General features: G+C 71.8%; 25 protein-coding genes and 4 tRNA genes. 11 read left to right on the plus strand and 18 right to left on the minus strand.

The genetic code is table 11. The features are described from left to right. Positions 1 to 13 precede the first annotated feature (13 nt). The 4 genes from ACFO9I_RS17125 to ACFO9I_RS17140 all read right to left on the minus strand — a co-directional run bounded on the left by ACFO9I_RS17125 (position 14) and on the right by ACFO9I_RS17140 (position 2,687). Entirely contained in the window at positions 14 to 634 is a 621-nt protein-coding gene (locus ACFO9I_RS17125) for a hypothetical protein (protein ID WP_379183018.1), read from the minus strand. Positions 635 to 651: 17 nt separating this feature from the next. Then, on the minus strand, positions 652 to 1,266 hold the full coding sequence (locus tag ACFO9I_RS17130; RefSeq protein WP_379183020.1) for a hypothetical protein: 615 nt from the start codon (positions 1,264 to 1,266) through the stop codon (positions 652 to 654). A 96-nt stretch (positions 1,267 to 1,362) separates the two neighbouring features. Beyond that, positions 1,363 to 2,142: an inositol monophosphatase family protein gene (locus tag ACFO9I_RS17135; protein WP_379183022.1), complete on the minus strand. Its 780-nt coding sequence runs from the start codon at positions 2,140 to 2,142 to the stop codon at positions 1,363 to 1,365. Then, positions 2,139 to 2,687 carry an HIT family protein gene (locus ACFO9I_RS17140; protein WP_379183024.1) on the minus strand — a complete coding sequence of 183 codons (549 nt, stop codon included), beginning with the start codon at positions 2,685 to 2,687 and terminating at the stop codon, positions 2,139 to 2,141. Before ACFO9I_RS17140 ends, ACFO9I_RS17135 begins: the two co-directional genes overlap by 4 nt. 24 nt (positions 2,688 to 2,711) lie before the next feature. On the opposite strand from ACFO9I_RS17140, the gene ACFO9I_RS17145 reads away from it, so the two are divergent. Continuing rightward, entirely contained in the window at positions 2,712 to 3,194 is a 483-nt protein-coding gene (locus ACFO9I_RS17145; RefSeq protein ID WP_379183026.1) for a GNAT family N-acetyltransferase, read from the plus strand. Positions 3,195 to 3,216: 22 nt separating this feature from the next. On the opposite strand, the gene thrS is transcribed toward ACFO9I_RS17145, so the two are convergent. From thrS to ACFO9I_RS17165, 4 genes are all read right to left on the minus strand, one after another. Next, complete coding sequence (thrS, locus tag ACFO9I_RS17150) at positions 3,217 to 5,211, minus strand: threonine--tRNA ligase (RefSeq protein WP_379183028.1); 1,995 nt, start codon at positions 5,209 to 5,211, stop codon at positions 3,217 to 3,219. A gap of 460 nt (positions 5,212 to 5,671) precedes the next feature. Continuing rightward, positions 5,672 to 6,439: an NADPH-dependent F420 reductase gene (locus ACFO9I_RS17155; RefSeq protein WP_379183030.1), complete on the minus strand. Its 768-nt coding sequence runs from the start codon at positions 6,437 to 6,439 to the stop codon at positions 5,672 to 5,674. A 35-nt stretch (positions 6,440 to 6,474) separates the two neighbouring features. Next, positions 6,475 to 7,308, minus strand: a complete 834-nt coding sequence (locus ACFO9I_RS17160) for a hypothetical protein (protein ID WP_379183032.1) — start codon at positions 7,306 to 7,308, stop codon at positions 6,475 to 6,477. A 52-nt stretch (positions 7,309 to 7,360) separates the two neighbouring features. Next, entirely contained in the window at positions 7,361 to 8,104 is a 744-nt protein-coding gene (locus tag ACFO9I_RS17165; RefSeq protein ID WP_379183034.1) for a hypothetical protein, read from the minus strand. Positions 8,105 to 8,536: 432 nt separating this feature from the next. On the opposite strand from ACFO9I_RS17165, the gene ACFO9I_RS17170 reads away from it, so the two are divergent. From ACFO9I_RS17170 to ACFO9I_RS17180, 3 genes are read left to right on the plus strand one after another with little or no spacing between them, the layout of a single operon-like run. Further along, a complete protein-coding gene (locus tag ACFO9I_RS17170; protein WP_379183036.1) occupies positions 8,537 to 9,505 on the plus strand; it encodes an ABC transporter ATP-binding protein in 969 nt (322 codons plus the stop codon). After that, entirely contained in the window at positions 9,502 to 10,884 is a 1,383-nt protein-coding gene (locus tag ACFO9I_RS17175) for an ABC transporter permease (protein WP_379183038.1), read from the plus strand. The genes ACFO9I_RS17170 and ACFO9I_RS17175 overlap by 4 nt, the downstream gene beginning before the upstream one ends. Positions 10,885 to 10,937: 53 nt before the next feature. Continuing rightward, complete coding sequence (locus tag ACFO9I_RS17180; protein WP_379183040.1) at positions 10,938 to 13,655, plus strand: alkaline phosphatase family protein; 2,718 nt, start codon at positions 10,938 to 10,940, stop codon at positions 13,653 to 13,655. A 151-nt stretch (positions 13,656 to 13,806) separates the two neighbouring features. Here the strand turns inward: ACFO9I_RS17180 and ACFO9I_RS17185 are convergent. Further along, a tRNA-Val gene (locus ACFO9I_RS17185) sits at positions 13,807 to 13,881 on the minus strand. Between the two features lie 179 nt (positions 13,882 to 14,060). Between ACFO9I_RS17185 and ACFO9I_RS17190 the strand changes: the two genes are divergently transcribed. Then, positions 14,061 to 14,495 carry an SsgA family sporulation/cell division regulator gene (locus tag ACFO9I_RS17190; protein WP_379183042.1) on the plus strand — a complete coding sequence of 145 codons (435 nt, stop codon included), beginning with the start codon at positions 14,061 to 14,063 and terminating at the stop codon, positions 14,493 to 14,495. A 4-nt stretch (positions 14,496 to 14,499) separates the two neighbouring features. On the opposite strand, the gene ACFO9I_RS17195 is transcribed toward ACFO9I_RS17190, so the two are convergent. Further along, positions 14,500 to 15,162 (minus strand): Type 1 glutamine amidotransferase-like domain-containing protein, encoded by a 663-nt coding sequence (locus ACFO9I_RS17195; RefSeq protein ID WP_379183044.1) that lies wholly within the window; start codon positions 15,160 to 15,162, stop codon positions 14,500 to 14,502. An 83-nt stretch (positions 15,163 to 15,245) separates the two neighbouring features. Beyond that, entirely contained in the window at positions 15,246 to 16,067 is an 822-nt protein-coding gene (locus tag ACFO9I_RS17200) for an aminotransferase class IV (RefSeq protein WP_379183046.1), read from the minus strand. Between the two features lie 137 nt (positions 16,068 to 16,204). On the opposite strand from ACFO9I_RS17200, the gene ACFO9I_RS17205 reads away from it, so the two are divergent. From ACFO9I_RS17205 to ACFO9I_RS17220, 4 genes are all read left to right on the plus strand, one after another. Then, a tRNA-Gly gene (locus ACFO9I_RS17205) sits at positions 16,205 to 16,277 on the plus strand. A gap of 32 nt (positions 16,278 to 16,309) precedes the next feature. Next, positions 16,310 to 16,380 (plus strand) — tRNA-Cys (locus tag ACFO9I_RS17210). A 42-nt stretch (positions 16,381 to 16,422) separates the two neighbouring features. Beyond that, a tRNA-Val gene (locus ACFO9I_RS17215) sits at positions 16,423 to 16,497 on the plus strand. Positions 16,498 to 16,699: 202 nt separating this feature from the next. Continuing rightward, positions 16,700 to 17,113: a VOC family protein gene (locus tag ACFO9I_RS17220; RefSeq protein WP_379183048.1), complete on the plus strand. Its 414-nt coding sequence runs from the start codon at positions 16,700 to 16,702 to the stop codon at positions 17,111 to 17,113. A gap of 36 nt (positions 17,114 to 17,149) precedes the next feature. On the opposite strand, the gene ACFO9I_RS17225 is transcribed toward ACFO9I_RS17220, so the two are convergent. From ACFO9I_RS17225 to ACFO9I_RS17240, 4 genes are all read right to left on the minus strand, one after another. Then, positions 17,150 to 17,449 carry a hypothetical protein gene (locus tag ACFO9I_RS17225; protein ID WP_379183050.1) on the minus strand — a complete coding sequence of 100 codons (300 nt, stop codon included), beginning with the start codon at positions 17,447 to 17,449 and terminating at the stop codon, positions 17,150 to 17,152. Between the two features lie 105 nt (positions 17,450 to 17,554). Further along, positions 17,555 to 18,892 (minus strand): hypothetical protein, encoded by a 1,338-nt coding sequence (locus tag ACFO9I_RS17230; RefSeq protein WP_379183052.1) that lies wholly within the window; start codon positions 18,890 to 18,892, stop codon positions 17,555 to 17,557. A 135-nt stretch (positions 18,893 to 19,027) separates the two neighbouring features. Then, entirely contained in the window at positions 19,028 to 19,837 is an 810-nt protein-coding gene (locus ACFO9I_RS17235) for an SDR family NAD(P)-dependent oxidoreductase (protein ID WP_379183054.1), read from the minus strand. Between the two features lie 49 nt (positions 19,838 to 19,886). Further along, the gene (locus ACFO9I_RS17240; protein WP_379183056.1) at positions 19,887 to 20,090 is read right to left on the minus strand and encodes a hypothetical protein; all 204 of its coding nucleotides are present in this window, start codon (positions 20,088 to 20,090) and stop codon (positions 19,887 to 19,889) included. 270 nt (positions 20,091 to 20,360) lie between these two features. Here ACFO9I_RS17240 and ACFO9I_RS17245 point away from each other — a divergent pair, with 270 nt between their 5' ends. Both ACFO9I_RS17245 and ACFO9I_RS17250 read left to right on the plus strand, forming a co-directional pair. Beyond that, complete coding sequence (locus ACFO9I_RS17245; protein WP_379183058.1) at positions 20,361 to 20,513, plus strand: hypothetical protein; 153 nt, start codon at positions 20,361 to 20,363, stop codon at positions 20,511 to 20,513. 283 nt (positions 20,514 to 20,796) lie between these two features. Further along, entirely contained in the window at positions 20,797 to 21,138 is a 342-nt protein-coding gene (locus ACFO9I_RS17250; RefSeq protein ID WP_379183060.1) for an STAS domain-containing protein, read from the plus strand. 131 nt (positions 21,139 to 21,269) lie between these two features. Here ACFO9I_RS17250 and ACFO9I_RS17255 read toward each other — a convergent pair whose 3' ends face one another. The 3 genes from ACFO9I_RS17255 to ACFO9I_RS17265 form a co-directional block, all read right to left on the minus strand. Then, positions 21,270 to 23,366: an ATP-binding protein gene (locus ACFO9I_RS17255; protein ID WP_379183062.1), complete on the minus strand. Its 2,097-nt coding sequence runs from the start codon at positions 23,364 to 23,366 to the stop codon at positions 21,270 to 21,272. A 115-nt stretch (positions 23,367 to 23,481) separates the two neighbouring features. Further along, positions 23,482 to 24,585 (minus strand): potassium channel family protein, encoded by a 1,104-nt coding sequence (locus ACFO9I_RS17260; RefSeq protein WP_379183064.1) that lies wholly within the window; start codon positions 24,583 to 24,585, stop codon positions 23,482 to 23,484. Between the two features lie 29 nt (positions 24,586 to 24,614). Beyond that, positions 24,615 to 25,586, minus strand: coding sequence for a YihY/virulence factor BrkB family protein (locus ACFO9I_RS17265; protein ID WP_379183066.1), 972 nt, complete (start codon positions 25,584 to 25,586; stop codon positions 24,615 to 24,617). Between the last annotated feature and the right edge of the window lie 17 nt (positions 25,587 to 25,603).

Genomic DNA, 25,603 nt, shown 5'->3' on the forward strand with positions numbered 1-25,603 from the left:
CGCCCCGCGGCGGTCAGACGAGCTCGGGCACCCGCAGGTGCGCGAGGACGAGGTCGCACTCGGCCACGTCGAGGACGTCGACCCCGGCATCACGGGCGCCGGCGTCCCGGATCGCCCAGGCCCGGTCCCGGCTCGCGTCCATGGCCTCGCGGGAGTCGTACGTCGTGGTGCTGCAGGCGCGCCCCCGCACCCGGTCGACCAGCAGGCTGGCGCTGCAGAAGCCCGTCAGCCCCGTCATCTCGGGCAGCAGGGCCTGGCGGTAGATCTCGATCCCGCGCTCGATCTCACCGTGGCTCAACCGCAGCCACGTGACCCGGCAGCACGACCCGGGCGGCGCCAGGTGGTCGCGGTGCATCACCGCGACCTCCCACTCCGCGACCTCGGGCGGGCCGCCGATGATCTCCCCGCTGCGCTGCCGCAGCGGCGCCAGGTGCAGGTTGCTGGCCCGCATCTCGTCCTCGGAGGTCCACGAGCTGGTGACGATGCACTGGCCGGTCTCCCGGTCGACGAGCATCGAGAGGCCGACGCAGCCCTCGAGCCCGGTCACCGTCGGCATCACCACGTCGCGCACGTAGGCGATGCCCTCGTCGAGGCGCTCGAGGTCGCCCGTGATCGTGCTGGAGCGTGCGTGCATGGCAGGGCCTCCTCCGCTCAGACCAGCTCGGGCAGACGGAGGTGCGCGATCTCCAGGTCGAGCTCGGCCACGTCGAGGATCTCGACGCCCATCTCGCGGACGGCACGCTCACGGATCGCCGCTGCGGCCTCGCGGCTCGCCTCCAGCGCTGCCCGCGAGTCGAACGTGACCGTGCCACAGGTGCGCCCGGTCACCCGGTCGAGGAGGAAGCTGGCGCTGCAGAAGCCGTCCATGGCCTCGACCCGCGGCAGCACGTTCGCGCGCCACGAGTCGGTGACCGTCTCCGGGTCGTTCGCGTGGGTCCAGGTGATGCGGCAGCAGCAGCCGTCGTGGCTGGTGTGGTCGCGGTGCATGGCGCCGACCTCCCACTCCTCGACCTGGGGGCTGCCACCCAGCACCTCGCCACCGCGCTCACGCATCGGCGCGATGCCGGCCCGGCTGGCGACCATGGCCTCCTCGGTCTCCCAGGAGGTGGTGGCGATGCACAGCCCCGTCTCGCGGTCGACGACGAGGGACAGTCCCAGGCAGCCGTCGAGGGCGGTCACGGCCGGCATGACCTCGTCACGGATGTAGCGGATGCCGTCGTCGATGGCGCCCGGATCGCCCTTGACGGTGGTGGAACGCGCGAACATGGCGCGCCTCCTTCGGGATCGGGGCAGCGTCCCGGCGGCGCTGCCGCTCCTCCCACCCTCCTGCCGCCCGGAGCGGGTGGCAATCCCCAGGTCGGGTCAGTCCGCGTCCAGCGCGGCGCACACCTGGGTGACGGCGGTCGGGGCGCCGACCACCGACCAGAGCACGCCGCCGGCGGTCGTACGCCGTGCCACGCCGCCGACCCCGCGGATGATCGCGGCACCGGGCAGCCGGTCCCAGTCGGCCACCCCGTGCTGGAAGCTCACGCCGAGCTGACCCTGCGCCACCGCCGTGGCGTCCATGCTCGCCGAACCCAGCATCCGCAGGGTCGCGACCCGGGAGGCGACCCTGGAGAAGGCGTCGACCCGGCCGCGGTCGTCGTACGGCGGGTGCAGGTAGGTGGCCGCGCAGGTCTCGGCCAGGGAGACGTCGGCCAGCGGCGGCATCGGTTCACCGTTGCGGGTCGAGGGGAGCCCCGGCCCGCCGACGAAGACCACGTCGTCGTGCGGGTGGTAGATCGCGCCGAGGAGGACGTCGTCGGCGTCGACCAGCGCGATCGCCGAGCACCACCAGGTGAGTCCGCGGTGGAAGTTGTAGGTGCCGTCGACCGGATCGATCACCCACGACCGGCCGCTGGTCCCGGCCCGGTCGGTGCCTTCCTCGCCGAGGATGCCGTCCTCGGGGCGGTCGGCGGCGAGGCGCTGGACGACGAGACGCTCGGCGGCGTGGTCCGCCGCCGTCACCAGGTCTGAGATCGAGGTCTTCTGCTCGGCGTCGATTCCCCCGGCCCGCATGCGGGCCGCGAGCCGGCCGGCCTCGCGCACCAGGTCGGCAGCGAGCGCCGCGTCCTCGGCCGGCGTCGGGCCCGGGCGGGTCACCCGGCGCTCCCCCACGCCTTGGCCAGCAGCTCACGGGTGTCGCCGAGCAGCTCCGGCAGCGTCTTGGTGCGACCGATGATCGGCATGAAGTTCTGGTCGCCGGGCCAGCGGGGCACGACGTGCTGGTGCAGGTGGGCGGCGATGCCGGCGCCGGCGATGTGGCCCTGGTTCATGCCGATGTTGAACCCCTTCGCGCCCGAGACCAGGCGCACGACCCGCATCGCCTCGCGGGTGAGGTCGGCGATCTCGGCGGCCTCGTCGTCGGTGGTCTCGGTGTAGTCCGCGATGTGGCGGTAGGGACAGACCATGAGGTGACCCGGCGCGTACGGGTAGAGGTTGAGCACGGCGTACGCCAGGTCCCCGCGGTGGACGACGAGGCCGTCGGCGTCGTCGAGCCCCGGGATCCGGCAGAAGGGGCACTCCCCCGGTGTCTCGTCGGCCGGCTTGTTCTCGCCGCGGATGTAGGCGATCCGGTGCGGGGTCCAGAGCCGGTCGAGCCCGTCGGACGCCCCGATCCCGTCCTGGTGCAGCACCTCGTCGCTCATGGTGCCCGATCCTAGGGTGAGCCCATGACGACTCCGACCCTGCGGCCCGCGACCCCCGGCGACATGGCGAGGGTGGCGGACGTCTGGCACGCGGGCTGGCACACCAGTCACCCCGGCCACGTGCCGGACGGGCTGACCGCGGCCCGCACCCTCGAGTCGTTCCACGCGCGGACCCCCGCGCGGGTCGCCGACACGACCGTCGCCGAGCTGGACGGGGAGGTGGTCGGCTTCATCATGATCGACGGCGACGAGGTCGAGCAGGTCTTCGTCGACCCGGAGCGGCACGGGAGCGGGGTGGCCGGCCTGCTGCTCGACGAGGCCGAGCGTCAGGTCGCGGCCGCCGGCCACGAGGTCGCCTGGCTGGCGGTGGCGATCGGCAACACCCGGGCCCGTGCCTTCTACGAGAAGCGCGGCTGGACCAACGCCGGTGACCTCCCGTACGAGGTGACGGCGGCCGGCGAGACGTTCATCTCGCCGTGCCGTCGCTACACCAAGCGGGTGCGCTGAGCACGCCCGCGGAGGGTCCTCGTCAGACCTGCTCGTGGGACTCGACGGCCGCGACCACCCGGGCGATGGCGTCCGCGACGGGCACGCCGTTCTCCTGGTGGCCGTCGCGGTAGCGGAACGACACCGCGCCCGCCTCGACGTCGTTGTCCCCGACGATCACCATGAACGGCACCTTCTGCAGCTGCGCGTTGCGGATCTTCTTCTGCATCCGGTCGTCGGAGTCGTCGACCTCGACCCGCAGCCCGGCCGCACGCATCCGCCGGGCCACGTCGTGCAGGTGGTCGAGGTGGCGCTCGGCCACCGGGATCCCCTGCACCTGGACGGGCGCCAGCCAGGGCGGGAACGCGCCGGCGTAGTGCTCGACCAGCACGCCGATGAACCGCTCGATGGAGCCGAACTTCGCCGAGTGGATCATCACCGGCTGCTGGCGGCTGCCGTCAGCGGCGACGTACTCGAGGTTGAACCGGTCGGCAGAGGGCTGGTTGAAGTCGTACTGGATGGTCGACATCTGCCAGGTCCGCCCGATCGCGTCCCGCGCCTGCACCGAGATCTTGGGGCCGTAGTAGGCAGCCCCGCCCGGGTCGGGCACGAGCTCGAGGCCGGACGCGGTGGCCACGTCCCCGAGCACCTTGGTCGCCATCGCCCAGTCCTCGTCGGAGCCGATGAACTTGTCGGGCTTGGAGTCGTCGCGGGTCGAGAGCTCGAGGTAGAAGTCGTCGAGCCCGAAGTCGCGGAAGAGGCCGAGGCAGAAGTCCAGCAGGTGCTGGATCTCGGCCGGCGCCTGCTCCGGGGTGACGTAGGAGTGGGAGTCGTCCTGCGCGAACCCGCGGACCCGGGTGAGGCCGTGGACCACACCGGACTTCTCGTGCCGGTAGACCGAGCCGAACTCGAAGAGCCGCAGCGGGAGCTCCCGGTAGGAGCGCTGCCGCGACCGGTAGATGAGGTTGTGCATGGGGCAGTTCATCGCCTTGAGGCGGTAGGCCATCTCGTCCACGTCGAGCGCTGGGAACATGCCCTCGCCGTAGTACGGCAGGTGCCCGGAGGTGTAGAACAGCCCCTCCTTGGCGATGTGCGGCGTGCCGACGTACTCGAACCCCTCCTCGATGTGGCGCTGGCGGACGTAGTCCTCCATCACCCGCTTGATCACGCCGCCCTTGGGGTGGAAGACCGGGAGACCGGAGCCGATCTCGTCCGGGAACGAGAACAGGTCGAGGTCGCGGCCGAGCTTGCGGTGGTCGCGTCGCTCGGCCTCCTCGATCCGGTGGAGGTGCTCCTCGAGCGCCTCCTTGGACTCCCAGGCGGTGCCGTAGATGCGCTGGAGCTGCTTGTTCTTCTCGTCACCGCGCCAGTAGGCCGCGGCAGAGCGCATCAGCTTGAACGCCGGGATCCGCTTGGTGGTGGGCAGGTGCGGGCCGCGGCACAGGTCGCTCCAGGCGACGTCACCGTTGCGCCGGATGTTGTCGTAGATGGTCAGCTCGCCGGCGCCGACCTCGACGCTGGCACCCTCTGCGGCATCGTCCGACTTGCCCGACCCCTTGAGACCGATCAGCTCGATCTTGTACGGCTCGTCGGCCAGCTCGGCGATCGCGTCGTGGTCGGTGACCACGCGGCGGGAGAACTTCTGGCCCTCCTTGACGATCTTGCGCATCCGGGTCTCGATCTTCTCGAGGTCCTCGGGCACGAACGGGGTCTCGACGTCGAAGTCGTAGTAGAAGCCGTTCTCGACCGGCGGGCCGATGCCGAGCCTCGCCTCGGGGAACAGCTCCTGCACGGCCTGGGCCATGACGTGCGCGGTGGAGTGGCGCAGGATGTCGCGGCCGTCGGCACTGTCGATGGCCACGCCCTCGACCTCGTCGCCGTCGGTGAGCTCGTAGGCGAGGTCCTTGAGCTGGCCGCCGACGCGCGCGGCGATGACCGCGGGGTCCTCGGCGAAGAGCTCCCAGGCCTTGGTGCCCGTCGTGACCGTCCGGTCCTCACGCGCGTCGGCGTGGGCGAGGACGACCTTGATGTCGGACACGGGAGTGCTCCTTGAGGCAGGAAAGTTCGGACCGGTCGATCGTATCCGTCCACCCGTGGCTGCCGCGCCCGGGTTTCGCCGCGGCGGCGCGGGCCGACCGCCGGGGAACCAGGCCTGGGCGTACGGCCGGTGCGCGTACCCAATCAGGGGGACGCGTACCGCGTTCATCCCGTGCTGCCCGGTGATCCGCTGCGAGGCTCGGGCCACCTGCCTCGAGCGGAGGCAGCGAGACCCGGAGGGGGTGCGCAGATGTTCGGAGCAGGGCTGTCCAAGAGGTCGCCGCGACGGCCGCGTACGACGTGCGGGGTGTCCCGCCGCTCGCGCCGGGAGTCGCTGCTGGCCGCGTTCGGGGCCGCGCTCGACTCGATGACCGGCGAGGCCCGAGGACGCCAGGCCGTGCGCGTGTGAGCGCGTCCACCGGTCCGGCCGGCCTCCGTGGCACCGGAGGCCGGCCGGTCCCTCACATGTCGCGGTAGCGCTTCGCCTGTGCCAGGAGCGCGCGGACCCGGTCCGCGTCGCCGGTGCGGGCCTGCATGTCCGCGGTCCCCCAGCCCTCGGTGTACGGCGTGCCGTAGGCGGCGGTGTCGCGCTGGAAGCGCCACCCCTCGGCGAGCGGGCCCGCGTCCACGGTGTCGTAGCCGATGGAGTCGAGGAACTCCATGACCTGCTTCTTGGCCTCGGTGTCGTCACCCGCGATCGCGAGGGCGCTGCGGTCCTCGCTGCCGGCGGGACGGGCCAGCTCGAGGAGGTGGCCGAAGTAGATGTTGCTGAACGCCTTCACGACGTGCGACTCCGGCAGGTGCGCCTGCAGCAGCTCGCTGACGGTCGTCGACTCGTCGTCGAGCTCGGGGATCTGCTCGTCACGCTGCGGGTAGTAGTTGTTGGTGTCGATGACGACCTTGCCGCGCAGCGGCTCGACCGGCACCTGGCGGTAGTTCTTCAGCGGGATCGTCACGACGACGATGTCACCGGCGGCCGCCGCCTCGGCCGCGGTCGCGGCCCGGGCGTGGTCGCCGAGCTCCGCGACCAGGTCGGCGAGGGTCTCGGGACCCCGGCTGTTGCTGACGACGACGTCGTGGCCGGCGGCCGCCGCCAGCTTCGCGACCGTGCTGCCGATGTGTCCTGCTCCGATGAGTCCGATGGTGGTCATGGCAGTCCGAACGGCATGGCCGGTCGGATCATTCCGGTGTGCGTGACCTCGCCGGTTCGGCCGGCCGGTCGGCTGCATCCGCAGGGCCGGACGCCCGGCTCACCGCGTGGAGGTCACCAGCAGCCGAAGTCCACGTGGTGACCGCTGCACGTCAGCAGCGTGTCCAGGTCGATCCGGGGGTGCCCCGCGGTCGCCTTGTTCACCACGCGCAACGTGTGCGGGCCACTCTTGAACAGCCCCTGCCAGACGATCATCCGGTGCCTGGTCGTGGCGCTGTGCGTGTTGACCGTCTTGCGGAGGACCCCGTCGACGTACACCGCCGCCTTGCCCCGGTTGGGCGCCTTCTCCATCACCAGCCCGATCGGGCCGTCGGCACCGTCGAACGTCGCCGTGAACGCGCTGCCCGCGGTGGTCGACCTGTGCGTCGTACCACCTGAGAACCCGGCGAACTTGCTCGTCGACCACGCGCCCCGGTAGCGGATGCCCGCCGAGTCGTCCTCCCGGGTCCCGAACCCGGCCCGGGCGATGCCGCTCACTCCCTTGTTGCCGGCGCAGTCCCGGCTCCTGACCACGAACCGGTCCGGGATCCGCATCCAGTTCTCGGAGTTGGTGTCGAAGTCGTACCTGCGCGCACCCGCGTCGACCGGGTACTTCACCGTGTTGGGTCCGAGCACGGGGTCCACCGGCCCGCCGATGCTCTCGTAGCCCTGCCAGGCGACACGCTGCCGGCAGATGCCGGACGGGTCGCTGGTGGCCCACTTCAGGAAGAACCCGCCCTGGAAGTACCCGTAGTCGTAGTCGGTCAGGATCTGGGACCCCACCCGGTAGTGCGCCCACGGATCGAGCTTCACCGTCGGTGGTGTCGTGTCAGCCGCCGCCGTCGCGGTTGCCTGCCCGAGCTGCGCCCCCACCGCTGACACGGTCAGGGCGACGACGGTTGCCGCCACGCCAGCGATCCTGCGGTTCATTCTCATGCCAATCTCCTGTCCCACCGGTCACTCACGGACAGGCGAGGAAGTCGTGGTGGGCGCCGCTGCAGGTCAGCAGGGTGTCCAGGTCGATCCGGGGGTGTCCGGCGGTTGCCTTGTTCACCACGCGCAGCGTGTGCGGCCCACTCTTGAACAGCCCCTGCCAGACCACGATCCGATGCTTGGTCGTGGTGGCATGCGTGTCGATGGTCTTGCGGAGCACGCCGTCGACGTACACGTCGGCCTTGCCCCGGTCGGGCGCCTTCTCCATGACCAGCCCGATCGGTCCGTCGCCGTCGAAGGTGGCCGTGAAGCTGTCACCGGCCCTGCTCGTCCAGTGCGTGGTGCCGCCCGAGAAGCCGGAGAACCGGCTCGTCGACCAGGTCCCCCGGTAGCTGATCCCGGGGCCGTCGTCCTCGCGGGTGCCGAACTGGGTGTCAGCGATGTTGCTGGTGCCGGTGTTGCCGGCGCAGTCGCGGCTCCGGACCACGAACCGGTCCGGGATGCGCCACCAGTTCTCGATGTTGGTGGAGAAGTCGAACGTCCGCGCCCTGGCGGTGACCGGGTAGTCCACCGTGTCCTCCCCGAGCACGGGGTCCTCCGGACCACCGATGTTGTCGTAGCCCTGCCACGCCACGCGCTGCGAGCAGACCCCGGACGGATCGCCCGTGGTCCACCGCAGGAAGAAGCGCCCGTGGAAGTAGTCGTAGTCGGGCGTGTAGTCGGTGAAGATCTGGGACCCCACCCGGTAGTGCGCCCACGGATCGAGCGTCACCGTCGGCGGTGTCGTGTCAGCTGCCGCCGAGGCGGTTCCCGGCCCGGCTGTCAGTCCGGCCGGGGCCCCGACCGCGGACACGGCCAGGGCGATGACTGCTGCTGCGGTCGAAGCGAAGGCCCGAAACGGCCTCATGGTTCCCCCGTTGCCTCGGGACGGCGGCCCGGCCACCGTCCGGTCGGTCGGCGCCCCGCGGCGTCGGCTCTTCTCGACGGTCGCCCGGCCGGTCGGCGCGCCCCCAGAGCAGAAGGTCATCCGGGGCGGGGACTTCCACGGCACGGCGTCGAGCACCGCGGCGCCCGCTCCCGTTCGCGGAACGTTCGGCCGATCGATCGGCCCACGTCACCCGGGATGCCTACGTTTCCTGCACGGAAGTGGTTGCCGAGTGCAGCTGCTGATCGGTCCTGTCGACCACCGTGAGAAAGGCCCACCTTGCACACGACCGCCGTTCGGGCGCGCGGTCTCACCAAGACCTTCGGCGACGTCATCGCCCTGGACGGTGTTGACCTCGACATCCCCGCCGGACAGATCCACGGCCTCATCGGGCCCAACGGAGCCGGGAAGACCACGCTCCTCGGCCTCCTGCTCGGCCTTGCCTCGGCCGGCGGCGGCACCCTGGAGATCCTCGGCATGCCGTCCGGTCGCGGGCTCGCCGCGACCGAGGGCGTGGCGGGGTTCGTCGACGGTCCCGCCCTCTACCCGACGCTGACGGCACGCCAGAACCTCGCCGCCCTCGCCTCCCTGCGCGGCGAGGCGTCCGGAAGTCCGACGGGCGTCGACGACCTCCTCGACCGGGTCGGCCTGCGCGAGGTGGCCGGCGACGTGGTCAGGGGCTTCTCGCTGGGGATGCGCCGGCGACTGGGACTGGCCGCGGCCCTGCTCGGGGAGCCGCGGCTGCTGGTGCTCGACGAACCCGCCAACGGCCTCGACCCCGCAGGCAAGCGGCAGGTCCACCAGGTGCTGACCGACCTCGCCGACGCCGGCACCACCGTCGTGCTCTCCAGCCACCGGATGGACGACCTCGCTGCTCTCTGCGAGGAGGTCACGCTGCTGTCCACGGGCCGGGTCGTCTTCTCCGGCCCGCTGCGCAAGCTGGCCGCGGAGAGCGGCGAGCTCGACTACCGGCTCGTGACCTCCGATGCCGGGGCCGCCCGCCGCGTCGCCGCCGGCACGCCGTCGCTGACGCTCGTCGCCGGCCGCCGCTCGCCCGTGGAGGCGGACGACGACCCGCTCGTCGTCCGCGGACCCGTGCCCGCCGTGGACGACCTGGTCGTCCGGCTCGTCGGTGCGGGCATCGCGGTCCGCGAGCTCGGGCCGGTCGTGCCCTCGCTGGAGGCGGCCTTCCTGGCGCTCACGGGCCCGGACGAGAGCGCCGCCGAGGACGAGGAGGACGCCCGGTGACCACGACCCTCGCCTCGCCCCCCGCCGATCCGGCACCCGCGCGGCCGGTGGCCCTGCGCCGCGGCTACCGCTTCGAGCTGGTGAAGCTGGCCGCGCAGTGGCGCCTCCGGCTGGTGTTCGTGGCCTGCCTGCTCGCCCCCGCCGCCTACACCGCGGTGGTGAGCAGGCAGACGTCGCTGCCGGTCGACGCCGTCTACGGCCGCTGGATGAACCAGTCGGGCTGGGCCGGGTCCCTGGTGATCCTCGTCTTCCTCGGGACGCTGGTCCTGCCGCTGATCACCTCCGTCGTGGCCGGCGACGTCTTCGCCGTCGAGGACCGGCTCGGCACCTGGCGCCACCTGCTGGTGGCGGTGCGTTCGCCGCGACGGATCTTCTGGGCCAAGGCGTTGGCCGCGCTCACCGTCACCCTGGTCCTGCTCGCGGCGCTGGCCGTGTCGTCGGTCGCAGGCGGCCTCGCGTCGGTCGGCAGCCATCCGCTGCCCGGCCTCGACGGGCACGCGATGGGGCCCGGCGAGCTCGGCGTGACGGTGCTGCTGGCCTGGTTGAGCATCATCCCGCCCACGCTCGCGTTCTCCGCGGTCGGCCTGCTCGGCTCGGTCGCGCTGGGTCGCTCACCGCTCGGGCTGCTGATGCCGGTCGTGCTCGCGCTGGTGCTCGCCGGGATGCAGCTGATGCCGGTGCCGGTCGCGCTCCGGGTAGCGCTCCCGATGAACGCGTTCCTGGCCTACCGGGCGCTCCTGACGGAGCCGGCCGAGGTGGGCCCGCTCTGGACGGGAGTCGCCGTCAGCCTCGCCTGGACCGCGCTGGCGACGTACCTCGCGCTGCGTCTCTTCGTCCGCCGTGACTTCACCGGTCCGGCCCACGACGGGTCGGCGCGCGGCCTCCTGCTGGCGGGAGTCGTACCGCTGGCAGGTCTGGTCGCGGTGACCACCGGCACCGTGGCCGCGACCACCGGCGCGACCGGCTCCGGCATCGACCGGGCGAAGCTCGAGGCGGCGCTGGCGACGTCGTACTCCCACCTCTACGTGCTGCAGACCGAGGAGCTCCACCGCCCGGCGGTCACCGAGGCCCAGCTCCACACCACGGCCCGCTGCGACAAGGGCGGCGACCGGGTCGAGGACACCGGCCCCGGCGCCGACTGGCGCTGCGTCGTCACCTGGTCGCTGCCCGGGGCGACCGCGACCGGCACCGCGATCTACCAGCTCGACGTGGCCGCCGACGGCCGCTACGTCGCGGACGGCGACGGGCCCAAGGAGGTCAACGGCAGCTTCCTGGTCCGCACGCCGCGGGGCGACGCCCCGAACCCGCTGTGGCAGTTCGACGGCTTCGTCGACCTGCTCGACCCACCACGCTCGACCCCTCAGGAAGGAACACCATGAGTGTGACGCGCAACCGCGTGCTCGAACCCGCTCGCCGGCGCTTGTCCCGGAGAATGCCGGTGGCCGTCATCGCCGGCGGACTGGCCCTCGCGGTCACCGGCGGCGTCGCCTACGGCACCACCGTGGGCTTCGGTCAGCACCAGGTCGGCCAGGAGTACGCCGACGGCCTCCAGATCTCCTCCGACCAGGTCCTGAAGCCGCTGGGCGAGCGGCTCATGACGCCGTACGGCAAGTTCATGGGCTCCACCGTCAGCCCCGACGGCCGCTTCCTGGCCACCACCTCGAACGACCGGTCGGTCTCCCTGCAGGTGTTCGACCTGAAGTCCTACGAGCTCGTCTGGCGCGGCGGCACCGCCGCCGGCGTGGACGCCAGGCTGTCGGACAACACCGTCGGCCAGGAGGGCCCGCTCTACTCCCCCGACGGCAAGTTCCTCTGGATGCCCAACGCGACCGGGCTGACCCGCTTCCCGGTCGACGCCGACGGATCCCTCGGCTCGGGCACCAAGGTCCCGATCCCCACGGTCGGCGGCCAGCAGGCACTGACCGGGGGCCTGGCCTACTCCCCCGACGGCTCGACCCTCTACGCCGCCGTCAACGGGCAGAACACCGTCGTGGCGATCGACCCGACCGCCGGCACCGTCACCCGGACCTGGGACGTCGGGATCGCGCCGCGCCAGCTCGCGTTCGTCGGCACGAAGCTATACGTCAGCGACGAGGGCGGCCGCCGCGCCACGTCAGGCGAGCCCACCCAGGGCTCCTACGGGACCGACGTCCCCGCCGACCCGGTGCGCGGGACCTCGACGACGGGAGTGCTCAGCACCATCGACACGGCCGACCCCACCGCCCCCGTGGGACAGATCGACGTGGGCCTGCACCCGACCGCGCTCCACGTCGAGGACGACGCGCTGTACGTCGCCGACACGGGCGGCGACACGGTGTCGGTGGTCGACACCACGAGCGACGAGGTCGTGCAGACCATCGCGACCCAGCCCTGGCAGGGCTCGAAGGTCGGGTACGCGCCCGACGCCGTCACCGTCCAGGACGGTCGACTGCTGGTCAGCCTCGGTCGTGCCAACGCCGTGGCGGTGTACCGGCTCGGTGAGAGCCCCCTCGACCCGGTCAGCTACGTCGGCCTCCTCCCGACCGACTACTACCCCGAGGACGTCTTCCCGGTCGACGACCGGCTCGTGGTGGTCAACCGGCGCGGCATCGACGCCCGCGGGCCACTGATCACCTTCAACCAGGGCTACGGCACCACACCGGCGACCGGCCACGGCACGCACGGCACGACCGCCTCGCTGACCCGGTTCACGCTTCCCTCCGACGCCGAGATCAGGGACAGCCACACCCCGACGGTCTTCGCCCAGAACGGCTGGGGCGACGCGCGCACCGATGTCCGGCACGCCCGCGGTCGGGTGGCCAGGCCGGTGCCCGTGCCCCGGCGCATCGGTGACCCGTCGACCATCAAGCACGTGTTCATGATCGTGAAGGAGAACCGGACCTACGACCAGGTCCACGGCGACATGCCCGAGGGCAACGGCGACCCGTCGCTGGCCCAGTTCGGCGAGCAGGTCACGCCCAACCTCCACGCCCTGTCCCGCCAGTTCGGCCTCTACGACAACACCTACGACATCGGCACGAACTCCGCAGAGGGCCACAACTGGATCATGCAGGGTGACAACCCGGAGTACACCGAGTCCAGCGCCGGTGAGTACGTCCGCAGCTACGACACCGAGGAGGACGTGCTCGGCCACCAGCGTTCCGGCTTCCTGTGGACCGCCGTCCAGGCGGCCGGCCACACCGCCAGGAACTACGGCGAGTTCCTCTACACCGAGGGCAAGCCGGCCGGTACCTGGCAGCAGTACTACTGCGCGGTCAAGAGCGTCGAGGACGGCGGCGACCCCGCCCAGCTGACGTCTCCGGAGCTCAAGGGGAACTACGGCTCGGTGATCCCGTCGCTGAACGCGATCACCCACCCGTTGTCCCCGCCCTTCGACCTGACCATCCCGGACCTGTACCGCTACGAGATCTGGAAGCAGGACTTCGAGCAGAACGGCCCGGCCGACTTCTCCATGATGTGGCTCTCCGACGACCACACCGGCGGCCCGGTGTCCGCGCGCGCGGAGGTCGCCAGCGGGGACCTCGCGGTCGGCAAGGTCGTCGACACGATCTCGCACAGCAAGTACTGGAAGAGCTCGGCGATCTTCGTGGTCGAGGACGACAGCCAGAGCGGGGCCGACCACGTCGACGGCCACCGGGCACCGATCCAGGTCATCAGCCCCTGGGCCGCGCACGGCAGGACCGTCTCGACCTACTACTCGCAGATCTCGATGGTCCGCACCATCGAGCAGATCCTCGGCGCCGAGCCCCTCAACCAGAAGGTCGCCGCGGCGACCCCGATGTTCGACGCCTTCCGGGGCACCCCGGACAACAGGCCCTACACGGCGAGGCCGAACCGCATCCCGCTCACCGAGAACATCGCCACCCCGCCGGCGTGCGGACTCGACACGCCCGCGAACGGTGGCCCGTCGGCCAAGGCCGCACCCACCCCGGCGGCGTACGTCTCCTACGCCGCGGCGTGGGAGAGGTGGGCCGGCAAGCAGCACCTCAGCGGCAACCGGGCCCGTCCCGACTTCGCAAACCCCGAGCAGATGAACCGCTTCACGTGGTACGACGCCCACCACTGGGAGCTGCCCTACCCGGGCGACCCGAGGATCTACCTGCCCGGCGAGGTGCCCGGCGCGGCCCTCCCCGGCTCCGAGGCCGACTGACCTCTTCGGTACCTGAATGGAGCCGCGCTACCACTGGGTAGCGCGGCTCCTGTCTCCGGCTGGTGGGCGATACTGGGTTCGAACCAGTGACCTCTTCGGTGCAAACGACAGAGCCGCGCTACCACTAGGTAGCGCGGCTCCTGTCTCCGGCTGGTGGGCGATACTGGGTTCGAACCAGTGACCTCTTCGGTGTGAACGAAGCGCGCTACCACTGCGCCAATCGCCCCAGCTCGCACTCGTCGGGCGAGCCCGAGGTGCGGTCGCAGACTTTAGCGCATCAGAACCGACGACTCACATTCCGGGTCCTTGGTCCCTGTTGCGTCACGCCCCCGCGGGTGCACCGTCTTGGGGTCAAGACCGGTCACGGGGGCCGGTCGCGTGATCAAGGACGGGGCGAGAGTCGACGTGACCCAGCAGCCAATGTCTCGGACGCTCTCCCAGGAGCTGACCTTGCAGTGTGTCGACGCCCGCGGGCGGGGCATCGAGCTGAAGGCGAGCTTCGGCTACGACCCCACCGACCCGTACGCCGTGTGGATCACGTTCCCCTCGTCGCAGGGTGACGTCCGCTGGGCGATGTGCCGTGACACGCTGCTCCGGGCGCTCACGGACCCGGCGGGCCAGGGCGACCTGGAGATGTGGCCGAGCATCGACGAGGAGGGCCGGGCCGTGGTGGTCCTCGAGTTCCGCTCCCCCGGCGGCCAGCTGATCGCCCAGGCCCACACCCACGAGGTCTACCGCTTCCTCACCCGCACGCTGGCGGCCGTGCCGGCCGGCACCGAGAGCCAGCACCTCGACCTCGACGCGCTCGTGGCGGACCTGCTCGCCCACCCGCCGGCCTGACCGGCTACGACCCGAGCTTCGTCCATCGTCCCTCCGAGACCACCTGCACGGATCCGTCGACGACGCTGATGGCGGTCTGCTCGTCGATGGCGTAGGCCGGGGCGCCGATGTCGGCGGCCCATCGCTCCGCGTCGGCCAGGCTGTTCTCCGGGAAGGCGTCCAGGTGCGGGAAGATCGAGAAGTCGACGACGCCCAGGGTGCGGTCGTCCGGCGCGGAGGGCCACTCGACGAAGTCCGCCCCGATCCTCGGCGTCATCACCATGCTTCCGGCGCTCATTCCCACCCAGACCATGTCGGGCAGCGACGGCAGCAGGTCGGCCAGCCCGGACTCCCGCATCCAGTGGCACAGGTACGTCGCGTCGCCGCCGTCGACCAGGAGCACGTCGGCCTCCCGGACCCAGGGGACCCATCGCTCCGGGCCGATGGTGGGCAGTGCGGTGAGCTCGAGGACGCCGAGCGACGCCCACCCCAGGCCCGTGAAGTGCTGCGACCTCGGCTCGGCGGCCACGACCCCGCGTACCGATGCCGGTCCGCACATCGGGTGACCCCACTGGGCGGTGGGGACGACCAGGGCGTGGCACTCGGCGACCGGCTTGCCGAGCAGCTGCACGAGCTCCGTGTGGATGCTGGGGTTGGTGACGCCGCCTGACGTGAGCAAGAGCTTCATCGTGCCTCCGGGTTCCGTGCGCAGGGTTGGTGTGCGTGAGGACCCGGGCCGGCGCTGAGACTCATCGCGGCTCGGGCAATCGGTCAGGAGCCGAGCAGCTCGGACTCCCGCTTCGACCACACGGCCGCGACCTCCGCGGTGACCGGACCCGGCGCGGGCAGCTCCCGGTCGTCCCAGGCGGACACGCCCTGCACGTCGCGCGTGGTCGAGACCAGGAAGACCTCGCTCGCCTCTCGCACCGCCTCGATCGGCTCGTCCACCTCGACGCCGCCGTACCACTCCAGCACCAGCGCGCGGGTCACCCCGGCCAGGCACCCGCTCGCCAGCGTGGGCGTGCGCAGCTCCCCGTCGACGACGTAGAAGACGTTCGAGCCCGTGCCCTCGCACAGGTGGCCGGCCAGGTTGGCGAAGACCGCCTCGCTGGCGCCGCGTCGCTGCGCCTCGGCGAGGGCGACCACGTTCTCGGCGTACGACGTGGTCTTCAGGCCCGCCAGGGCGCCGCGCTCGTTGCGGGGCCAGGGCACGGTCGCGACCCGCGTCGTGGCCGGCCAGGTGGCCATCGCGTCCGCGACCACCACCAGCGTCGGCGGCTCGTCGCCACGGCCCGAACCCAGCGGCGCCGGTCCGCCCGTGTAGGTGATCCGGATCCGGCCCAGTGGCAGCTCCTGGCCGTCGAGGACGGCCGCGACGCCGCGACGTACGGCGTCGTCGTCGGACTCCGGCAGGCCGAGACCGGCCGCGGAACGAGCGAGCCGCTCGAGGTGCCGGGTGAGGGCGAACGGCTGCCCGTCCACGACCTTGATCGCTTCGAAGACCCCGTCGCCCACGGTGAACCCATGGTCGGTCACCCCCAACGCGGGGGCACTCGGGTCGGACAGCAGGTCTCCGTTGATCCACGCACGCATGGGCTCACTCTAGGAGCCGGAACCACCCACGAACCGGGCCCGAACACGCCCACGGGGGGTCGATTTTGCACCCCCACAGGCATCGGCTACTGTTCTCACGTCGCCGCGGCCCGGGGAACCGGGAAGCGGAGAGACAAGCGGACGTAGCTCAGTTGGTAGAGCGCAACCTTGCCAAGGTTGAGGTCGCGAGTTCGAGCCTCGTCGTCCGCTCGGAGAGGTCTCTCTCACGGTTTGGCCTCCACGGTGGAGTGGCCGAGAGGCGAGGCAACGGACTGCAAATCCGTCTACACGGGTTCAAATCCCGTCTCCACCTCGAACAACTTCGGTCCCACTTGTGGGATTGTTGTTGCTCAACGGGCGATTGGCGCAGTGGTAGCGCGCTTCCTTGACACGGAAGAGGTCACTGGTTCAAACCCAGTATCGCCCACCAGTACCACCACAGGTCAGAGCCTCTTTGCCAGCTGGCAGAGGGGCTCTTCTCATTCCTGGAGGTGTCCTCTCCCCCGGGCACCGAGGCTCGGCTCGACAGCCAACCCGGCGATGCGCCCGACGTCAGCGCGCCGGAGTGACCCTCTTCGGCCCGCGCCAGGTGTGGGGCGTCGGCACCCGGTCGCCGACTGGGAGGTGTGCCAGTGTTCGCGTCCGTGACGATGTTCAGGACACCGCAGGTCGTCCTCTTCAGCAAGGACGTGGCGAACGCAGCAGGCTTCTACACCGCGCTGGGCTTCGAGGAGGTCTTCAGGACCCCGACGGAGGGCAGCCCCATCCACGTCGACCTGGTCCTCGACGGGTATCGCATCGGTCTGGCGAGCGAGGACTCGACGAGGGACGACCACGGGCTCGACCCCGTCGTCGCGGGTCAGCGCGCGGCGGTGATCCTGTGGACCGAGGACACCCCGGCGGCGTACGCGCGTCTCCAGGAGCTGGGGGCCGCGCCCGTCAAGGGTCCGGAGCCATGGCTCGACCGACTCCTCATCGCATGGGCGGAGGACCCCGACGGACACCTGATCCAGGTGGTCCAACCCGCCGCGGTCACTCCGCGCTGAGACGTGCTCCTCCGCCGCGACACGGCGTCGGGTCGGTCAGGCCGGGACCGGCTCCACCCACTCGACGTCGTGGTCGTAGCCGGCGGCCAGGAGCAGCAGGAGCTCGCAGCTGTCCCCCTCGCGGTGACCGTCCAGGTGCTCCAGGACGAGCTGTCGCCGGCTCAGGCACGCGGTCATCGCACCTTCGAGGACCCGCCGCAGCACCGGGTGGAGCCCGTCAGCGCCCTCGAGGTGGGCCCGCAGGACCGCCTCTTCCTCCCGGATGCGCGCGAGCAGGAACTCGCCGAGCCGCAGGTTCTCCGCTGCGTCGCACTTGGAGGTCTCGTGGAAAACCATCCCCATCATCCCCACCTTCATCCTCGAGATCTGCGACGAACGTAGGACCGGAGCCTCAAGGGACACGCAAGATGGACGCAACGACGACGCTGGTTCCCCCACAGGTCAGGACGTGGTCATCACCCGCACCTTGAGCGGCCGCTCCTCCTGCTCCCAGAGCACGACGACGTCGCCGTCGGGCGCCATGGCGGCGAAGGTCTCCTCGAGCACCTCGACGCCGGAGTCGGGCGAGATGGTGGCCTGCCGGCCCCAGACGCCGTCGCGCGGCCGGTACTTGCCCCACAGCGCGTACAGGCCGTACCCGACGAACGTGTCCCCGGCCTCGTCAAGGGCCACGAGCACGTCGCCGACCGTGTTGCCGCGCCCGACCACCCGCACCGGGGCCGACCACCGCCCCTGCGGCGGCCGGCGGACCAGGTCCACGCGGCCGTTGCCCCGCGCCAGGGCGACCAGCGCCTTGCCCCGACCGTTCATCGCCAGCGCGTAGTCGTTGATCGTGACCCCTGCCGGCGACAGTGCCCGAGCCGGTCCCCACTGCCCTCCGGCGGCCAGGCGCACGGCCCGGACCCGGTTGAAGTTGCGCGTGAAGACGACGACGGCGTCCCCGGCGAGGTCGACGGCGAGCGACGGTCCGTACCCCTCGTCGGCCACGACCGTCGGCGCGGTCCAACCGCCCTCCGCAGGTCGTTGCCGCGCCCGCAGCACCTGGGGGTGCCCCACGCGCTGCCGGGCGTAGACCAGCACGACGCCACCCTGGGCGTCGATCCCCACCAGGGGTGCGCCCGCACCGTTGGCGGACGTGACGTCCTCCGCAGCCGTCCACGACTGCCCAGGCGCCTGGTAGGCGGACTGCACCCGCGAGGGCTCGTCGAGGAGGCCGCTCCCCCAGGCCCAGGCGACCACGACGGCGCCGGCCGGGTTCGCCGCCAACCGGACGTCGGAGGCTCCGTTCACGTCATCGCCGCCGGGGACGTAGCCGGGGACGCTCCGGTCCTGGGTCAGCCGTACCGGCTCGGACCACGGCCCGCCGACGGGACGACGAACGGCGAGCACGCCGTCGGTGGTGTCCCGGTGCTGGGTGAGCCACACGACCGTGACGTTCCCCTCGGCGTCGACCGCCACCTGCGGGGCGTACCCGTGGCCGATGATCCGCTCGGCACCCCAGTCGCCGGCGCGCGTGCGTCGCAGCGCCTTGATCTCCCGCGGCGGATTCCTCGTCGCCCACACGATCGTCGTGACGCCGCGGGCGTCCACGGCCAGCGACTCACCCCGGGTGTCCGCGTCCAGGCGCTTCACCGGACCCCAGGTCCCGGCCGCCACCGGGGCCGCACGCCCCTGGGCTGCCGTGGTCGTGACGGCTCCGGTCGGACCTGCGACCAGGAACTGGGCCGACAAGGCCGCGGCCGTGACGGCCACGGCGGGGCCCCAGGAACGGATGGACATGAGCAACCTCCCCGACGTGCGGCTCGTGGTGAACCACTCCACCCACGACACTCCGCCCGGCGATGCCGGCCTCGCCACGGCTGATCGACCCGCACCAGCGGAACCGTTGGTCCCGAGAGCACCGCGGTGAACGGCTCAGCCGCGTTCCTCGGCCACCGCGTTGCCCCCGTCGACCACGAGGCACTGGCCGGTCACGTAGGAGGCACCGGGCGAGCACAGGAAGGCGACGGCGGCGGCGACCTCGTCGGGCGTGGCGCTGCGCCCGATCGGCGTACGCCGCGCCTGGACGACCTCGTCGGCGGTCTGGCTGCCCGTCCGGATCCAGCCCGGTGCCACGGCGTTGGCGGTGATCCCGTCCGCGGCGTGGTCCACGGCGGCCGAGCGGGCCAGGCCGACCATCCCGGCCTTGGCCGCGGCGTACGCCGCCTCACCGCGCATCGCCATGAGCGGACCGGTGACTGAGGCGACCATGACGACCCGTCCCCAACCCCGCTCCCGCATGCCGGGCAGCAGCTCGCGGGTGACCAGGAACGCGGTGTCGAGGTTGCGGACCAGCGAGCGTCGCCACTGCTCGTAGGTCATCGAGCCGGCGGTGCCGGACTCCTCGCCGCCGGACGAGGTGACGTCGACGGCGGGAGCGCTCACGCTGGTCATGCCGGCGTTGTTGACCAGCACCGTCGGCGGCCCCAGTGCCGCGACGACCTCGGCGACGGCCCGGCCCACCTGGCGCTCGTCCGTCAGGTCGGCGACGACCCCGACGGCACGAACCCCTGCTCCGTCCAGCTCGGCGGCGCGCTCGTGCGCCCGCCCGGTGGTGGCTGCGACGGCGACAGCGGCGCCCAGGGCACCGAGCAGCCGCGCTGCGGCGAACCCGATGCCGTCCGGGGACCCGGCCCCCGTCACCAGTGCGACACGACCAGCGAGGTCGAAGGGCGCGGGCAGCATGGGGGTGACGCTCGCGTGCGGCGGCGGGTCGGTCAAGCCCGCCACGGCGTCAGCCGACCAGTTCCTCCGCGCGCGCGAGGTGCAGCTCGGGCACCATCGCCATCACGGTGAGGTCGGGGTAGCAGTCGGTCTCCACCCAGATGCGGGTGGCCCCGACCTCGAGGAGGGCCGCCTCGACAGCGGTCAGGAGGGCGTCCGTGGCGCGGTCACCCAGCGGCGGGTGCAGGGTGAGGATCTTGCGAGGACTCGTCACGAGGAGCTCACTTTCGGCGCGGGGACCTGCTGCCGGGACCAGCAGCCGAAGGGAACAACGAGCGCGGGCACGGAGAAGTCATGCCGACCGGGGGGAAATATGAGGAACCGCCGGCGTCTCGGGTCACCGGCGGTTCGATAGGAACAGTAGCCCGGCCAACCTGAAGGTGAACATCCGGAAAGCCGCAAGATTTCCTCAAGGACGCGGACCGGTCGTGCGCCCACTCGCCCTGGTCACCCCGATCCACGGCACCCACGTAGGTTCGCAGGCATGAGCCCCAGCGCAGCCCTGGTCGGCGCCGTGCGACGACCGCCCGGAGGCGGACACTTCCTGCTCGGCCTGCGGCACGCCTCGCCGTGGGTGCTGCTGCTCGTCCTGGTCGTGCTGGTCACGCTCGCGATCGTGCTGAGCCGACGACGGTGAGGGGCGTCCGGACATGAAGGAACCGCTGGTGTCTCGGGTCACCAGCGGTTCCACTCGAATACTAGCCTCCGGCCGGCGGCGCTCAAGGGCGTCAGCGAGGATCCACCGAGGTGGTCCAGTCCGGTCTTCCGAAAACCTTTACCCCCCACCCCGGGCGCGACGCGCGCAGGGGGCGTACCGTCGAAGCAAGCCGGGTGCACTTCGTGTCCCGCCATCCAAGGCGCCTCCGTTCCCGGCTGAGATGGACAGACGCCGGCGTGCCGGCGCCAGGAATCAAGGCCCCATGCAGTTCTCGATCCGCTCCAACCACACCCCTCCCGTCGTTCGCCTGACCCTCGACGGCGAGCTCGACATCTTCACCGCCGGCCAGGTCAGCCGCGCTGTCAGCCAGGCCCTGTGGTCGGGGTGCCGGCGGGCCCAGCTCGACGCGACCGGCGTCACCTTCGTGGACGCCTCGGCGTTGGGTGTGCTGGTCCGGGCCCGGGACCTCGTGCGCTCGTGCGCCGGGTCGCTGGAGGTCGTCGCGTTCAGCCCCGTCTTCCTGCGGCTGTGCGTCCTGACCGAGCTCGTCTCGCTGCTCACCATGCCGCAGGCGGACGACCGGGAGCTCGAAGGCGCCAGCTGAGGGAGCCCCCTCACCGTCCCCGACCCCCCGTGGTGCGGGGACGGTGAGTCACGCGTCGAGCGTGGAACCGCACCAGTGTCGGGGGTGTCGCCTCGTCAGGGGCACACCCGGAAGGATGAAGTTCGCCGCTCTCAGCCGACCTGGGCCACCGGCCCGGCGTCAGCGCCGACCACCGGCCCGGATGCCTCCGGTGGGGCGGCCTCGGCCGGGCCGGCCGGATCGGGGACGCTCGGACGCACGTACGCCGGCAGCGTGAGCTCGATGACGGTCCCGCGTCCCGCCGGGTTGTCCCGCGCCACGATGGTGCCGCCGTGCCGGGTCACGATCCGACGGCAGATCGACAGGCCCAGGCCGCTGCCCTCGTAGTCGCGGTGGTGCGCGCGGTGGAACTCCTCGAAGACGCGGTCGTGCTCCCCCTCGGGCAACCCGATGCCCCGGTCGGCCACGCGGACCACCACCTGGTCCCCCGCGGTCCGCCCGGACACGTCGATCCGCGGCTGCTCGCCGGGGGCGACGTACTTCAGGGCGTTGCCGATGAGGTTGTCGACGACCTGCCGGAGCAGGACCGGGTCCCCGGCGACGAGCGGGATGCGTCCGCACCTCACCAGTCCGTCGGCGTGCCGGGCGGCGGTCACCTCGTCGACCAGTCCCGCCACGTCGACCCGCGCCTCGGACATCTCGCGGGAGCCGCTGGTGGCGTGGGCCAGCAGGTCCCGGATCAGCTCGCGCATCCTGCGTGACGACGAGCGCACCCGTGACACGAACTCCCGGGCCACGTCCGGGTCCAGCTCGCCCGCGTCGAGCTCCTCGGCGATCAGCTCGGTCCAGCCGTCGATCGCCGCCAGCGGGTTGCGCAGGTCGTGCGCCACGACGCCCGCGAACGACGCGAGCTCCTGGCGCCGGGCGTGCTCGACCGTCGTGTCCCGGGCGAGCATCAGGGCCCGGGCCCGCCCGCTGTGGTCGTCGCGCGGCAAGGGGACCGCCGAGACGGCCAGCGCCCGGGGCGACCCGTCCGGCAGCGGCAGCATGACCTCCATGTCGCGCACGCTGCCGCCGCGCAGGGCCTGCCACGACGGGCGCTCGTGGTCCTGCAGCGGCGACCCGTCCGGATGGGAGGCACCGACCCCGAAGAGCGACCAGCCCGTGGTCGGCCGGCCGAGGATCTCCCCCGCGGCCCGGTTGGCGACCAGCACCTCTCCGGTCTCGTCGATCACCACGACCCCCTCGGCCATCGACCCGATGATCGCGTCGCGCAGGCTGGACTCGTAGACCGCCTCCGCCTGGCTGCGGCGCAGCTCCGTCGCCAGCGCCTCGCGCTCGTCGCGTCCGGTCGAGACCGCCAGCGCCGTCACCACGATCGTGGTCACGTAGAACTGCGCCAGCAGCGCCCCCAGCTCGGGGTTGACGACCAGGGCGAAGGGTCCGACGTCGTGCAGGGTCAGTGCCACCGTTGCGACGCCGATCAGGGTCGCGTGCGCGGCACTCACCAGGGTCGCGAAACGGAGCGCGACCCACGCGGTCACGGCCAGCAGCGGGAACGCGAGCGGCAGGTCATCGAAGACGAAGGCGAGCACGTACATCGCCACGGTGAGCAGGATCGCGCCGGCCAGCTCGGCCCGGGCCGTGCGGCCCGGGCGGACGAGCGGGGCACGCGGCCCGGTGGTCGAGCGCCACTGGCCCGCGAGCAGGCCCAGCGTGGTCACCGTCAGGACGCTGCACAGGTTGCGCCCGAACCACAGCGCGCCGCCCACCCAGTCGACCTCCCCCCGGACAGCCCCGAACGCGAGCGTCCCGACCAGGGCCCCCGCGGCCGTGGCCGCCGCGGCCGCGGCCAGGTAACGGCTGAGCGCGCGTGGCGAGTCGAGCGCGCGCTCTCCCCCGCACCCCCACATCTCCGGGCACCAGCGAAGCAGCAGCCCCACGGCCAGCAGGGTCTGCAGCAGGTTGGTCACCACGAGCACGACGCTCGCCGACAGCGGCGCGCCGGTCGTCGAGTTCACACCCACCACGGCCGCCGCCAGCAGCACCGAGTCGATGCTCCGGAGCCCGGCGCCGCGCACCAGGAACCACAGCACCGCGAGTCCACCTGCGGGCCAGACCAGGGCGAACGTCTCCCCGTCGACGGTCGTCGCCCGACCCACGAATCCCAACACGACGTACACCAGCACGAAGCCGAGCGCCGTTGTCAGCGTCGGTCTCGTGCCGGGACGCGTCACGCTCCCCGGCATCAAGTACCCCTCACTGGGCCCCCACCCACTCGGCTCGAGGCTAGCGGGACCGGACGACCGACGGGGGCGAATGCCGCAGGACGGACGCGGTCCGTCCCAGGGGCCTGCCGAGCGGCTAGGCGTCCTCGCTGGCGAGGTCCTCGCCGTGGGTGCCGGGGCGCGGCGCCCACGGCAGCTCCTTGGCGGGGCGTACGACGATGAGCCGGTCGCCGCGCGCCAGCTGCGTCACGACCGGGTCGAAGTAGCGGTAGACCTTCTCGTCACGCACCACCGCGATCACCTGGTCGGGCAGGGACTGGGGCTGCTGGCCGACCTCGGAGACCAGCAGGTCGCGCTCGGCCACCTCGAGTCCCTCGCCGTAGGTCAGCAGGTCCTCCATCACCGATCCGAGCGTGGGTGAGAGCGAGGAGAGCCCGAGCAGGCGGCCCACCGCGTCGGAGGAGGTGATCACCGAGTTGGCGCCCGACTGGCGCATCAGCGCGACGTTCTCCTGCTCGCGCACCGCCGCGACGATCCAGGCGTCGGGGTTGAGCTGGCGGACCGTCAGCGTCGCGAGCACGTTGGAGTCGTCGCGGTTGGTCGTGATGATGACCTGGTTCGCGGTGGCGACGCCCGCGCGTCGCAGCACCTCGCGCCGGGTGGCGTCGCCGGTCACCACCGCCAGCCCGTCCGCGTGGGCGTCCTGGAGCGCGGCGGAGCCGGGGTCGACGACGACGATGCCCTCGCGGTCCTGCCCGTTGTTGACCAGCGTCTCGACGGCGCTGCGGCCCTTGGTGCCGTAGCCGACGACGACGACGTGCTCTCCCATGCTCTTCCTCCACCGGGCGACCCGGAACATCTCACGGCCCTGGGAGGCGAGCACCTCCAGGGTGGTCCCGATCAGCAGCACCAGGAAGGCGATGCGGGCGGGGGTGATGACGAAAGCGTTGATGAGCCTGGCTCGCTCCGAGACCGGCGCGATGTCGCCGTACCCGGTCGTGCTCAGCGTGACGGTCGTGTAGTAGATCGAGTCGACCAGGTTGACGCCGTACAACGGCGGGTCGTTCGCGTCGCGGTACCCGTCGCGGTCGAGGTACACGATGAGGACGGTGCCGACCAGGATCGCCAACGCCGCCAGCAGCCGCCGGCCCAGCTCCCACCAGGGGGACCGCACCGTGTCGGGGAGCGACACCTTGCCGCGGGAGGACCCCGGGCTGAGGTCGAGATGGTCGTCGGGCACGGAGCGAATCTAGTCGACCGGGTGCCGGTTCAGACGGAGCGGTCCCGGACCGTCATCGAACGCAGCCGCTGCATGAGCTCCAGCCGGGCCCGGGTCGTGCTCTTCTGCGGGAAGACGGTGTCGAAGGAGGCGTTGACGGCCGCCCCGATCAGCACCGCGATGGCCACCAGGTAGAGCCAGATCAGGACCGCGATCGGCGCGGAGAGCGGCCCGTAGATCGACTTGGAGTCGGCGGCCGTGGCGGTGAGGAACCAGCGCAGCAGGTAGGACCCAGCGATCCACACGACGAGGGAGAACGTCGCCCCGGGCAGGTTGAAGCTCCAGTTGGTCCGGACGGGCACCGACACGTGGTAGAGCGTCGCCAGGAAGCAGATGCACACCACGATGACCGTCGGCCAGTAGAAGTTCATGACGAAGTCGAAGCGCGGTGGCAGCCAGTCCCCCACCAGGGAGGGCCCGGCGACGACCAGCGGGACGGTGAGGACGCCGGTGACCATCGCGAGGACGTAGAGGGCGAAGGAGAGCGCCCGGGTCTTGATGATCCCCCGGTGCCCGCCCAGGCCGTGCATGATCGTGATGGTGTCGACGAAGACGTTCAACGCCCGCGAGCCCGACCACAGGGCCAGCACGAAGCCGAGCGAGATGACGTCGAACCGGCCGCCCTTCAGCACGTCGTCGATGGTCGGGATGATGATCCGGTTGACCGCGCTCTCGGTGAGGGCGCGCTCGGAGAGGTCGATCACCGCCGCCCGCACGTCGGCGATCTGCGCCGGCGTGAAGCGGTCGGTGACGTAGCCGATGGCGCCGGCCATCGCGAAGATCAGCGGCGGCACCGACAGCACGGCGAAGAACGCCGCCTCGGCCGCCAGCCCGGTCACCCGGTAGCGCAGGCAGGAGCTCACGGTCGTCACGATCAGGCGCCAGACCACCTCCCGGGTGCTCTGCACCCAGGTGGTGCTGCCCGGGGTCGCCGCGGACGGGCGAACCTCCGGATGAGCCATGGGGCCTACGGTAGCCA

Source organism: Nocardioides sp. GCM10023255, from assembly GCF_042653125.1.
Lineage (GTDB): Bacteria > Actinomycetota > Actinomycetes > Propionibacteriales > Nocardioidaceae > Nocardioides.

Bases quoted from the DNA above. Each gene is read 5' to 3' on its own strand.
- ACFO9I_RS17145 (WP_379183026.1), top strand. From the start codon at position 2,712: ATGACGACTCCGACCCTGCGGCCCGCGACCCCCGGCGACATGGCGAGG.
- ACFO9I_RS17195 (WP_379183044.1), bottom strand. From the start codon at position 15,162: ATGAAGCTCTTGCTCACGTCAGGCGGCGTCACCAACCCCAGCATCCAC.
- ACFO9I_RS17125 (WP_379183018.1), bottom strand. From the start codon at position 634: ATGCACGCACGCTCCAGCACGATCACGGGCGACCTCGAGCGCCTCGAC.
- ACFO9I_RS17245 (WP_379183058.1), top strand. From the start codon at position 20,361: ATGAGCCCCAGCGCAGCCCTGGTCGGCGCCGTGCGACGACCGCCCGGA.
- ACFO9I_RS17200 (WP_379183046.1), bottom strand. From the start codon at position 16,067: ATGCGTGCGTGGATCAACGGAGACCTGCTGTCCGACCCGAGTGCCCCC.
- ACFO9I_RS17230 (WP_379183052.1), bottom strand. From the start codon at position 18,892: ATGTCCATCCGTTCCTGGGGCCCCGCCGTGGCCGTCACGGCCGCGGCC.
- ACFO9I_RS17140 (WP_379183024.1), bottom strand. From the start codon at position 2,687: ATGAGCGACGAGGTGCTGCACCAGGACGGGATCGGGGCGTCCGACGGG.
- ACFO9I_RS17255 (WP_379183062.1), bottom strand. From the start codon at position 23,366: ATGCCGGGGAGCGTGACGCGTCCCGGCACGAGACCGACGCTGACAACG.
- ACFO9I_RS17250 (WP_379183060.1), top strand. From the start codon at position 20,797: ATGCAGTTCTCGATCCGCTCCAACCACACCCCTCCCGTCGTTCGCCTG.
- ACFO9I_RS17265 (WP_379183066.1), bottom strand. From the start codon at position 25,586: ATGGCTCATCCGGAGGTTCGCCCGTCCGCGGCGACCCCGGGCAGCACC.
- ACFO9I_RS17225 (WP_379183050.1), bottom strand. From the start codon at position 17,449: ATGGTTTTCCACGAGACCTCCAAGTGCGACGCAGCGGAGAACCTGCGG.
- ACFO9I_RS17235 (WP_379183054.1), bottom strand. From the start codon at position 19,837: ATGCTGCCCGCGCCCTTCGACCTCGCTGGTCGTGTCGCACTGGTGACG.
- ACFO9I_RS17180 (WP_379183040.1), top strand. From the start codon at position 10,938: ATGCCGGTGGCCGTCATCGCCGGCGGACTGGCCCTCGCGGTCACCGGC.
- ACFO9I_RS17130 (WP_379183020.1), bottom strand. From the start codon at position 1,266: ATGTTCGCGCGTTCCACCACCGTCAAGGGCGATCCGGGCGCCATCGAC.
- ACFO9I_RS17155 (WP_379183030.1), bottom strand. From the start codon at position 6,439: ATGCAGCCGACCGGCCGGCCGAACCGGCGAGGTCACGCACACCGGAAT.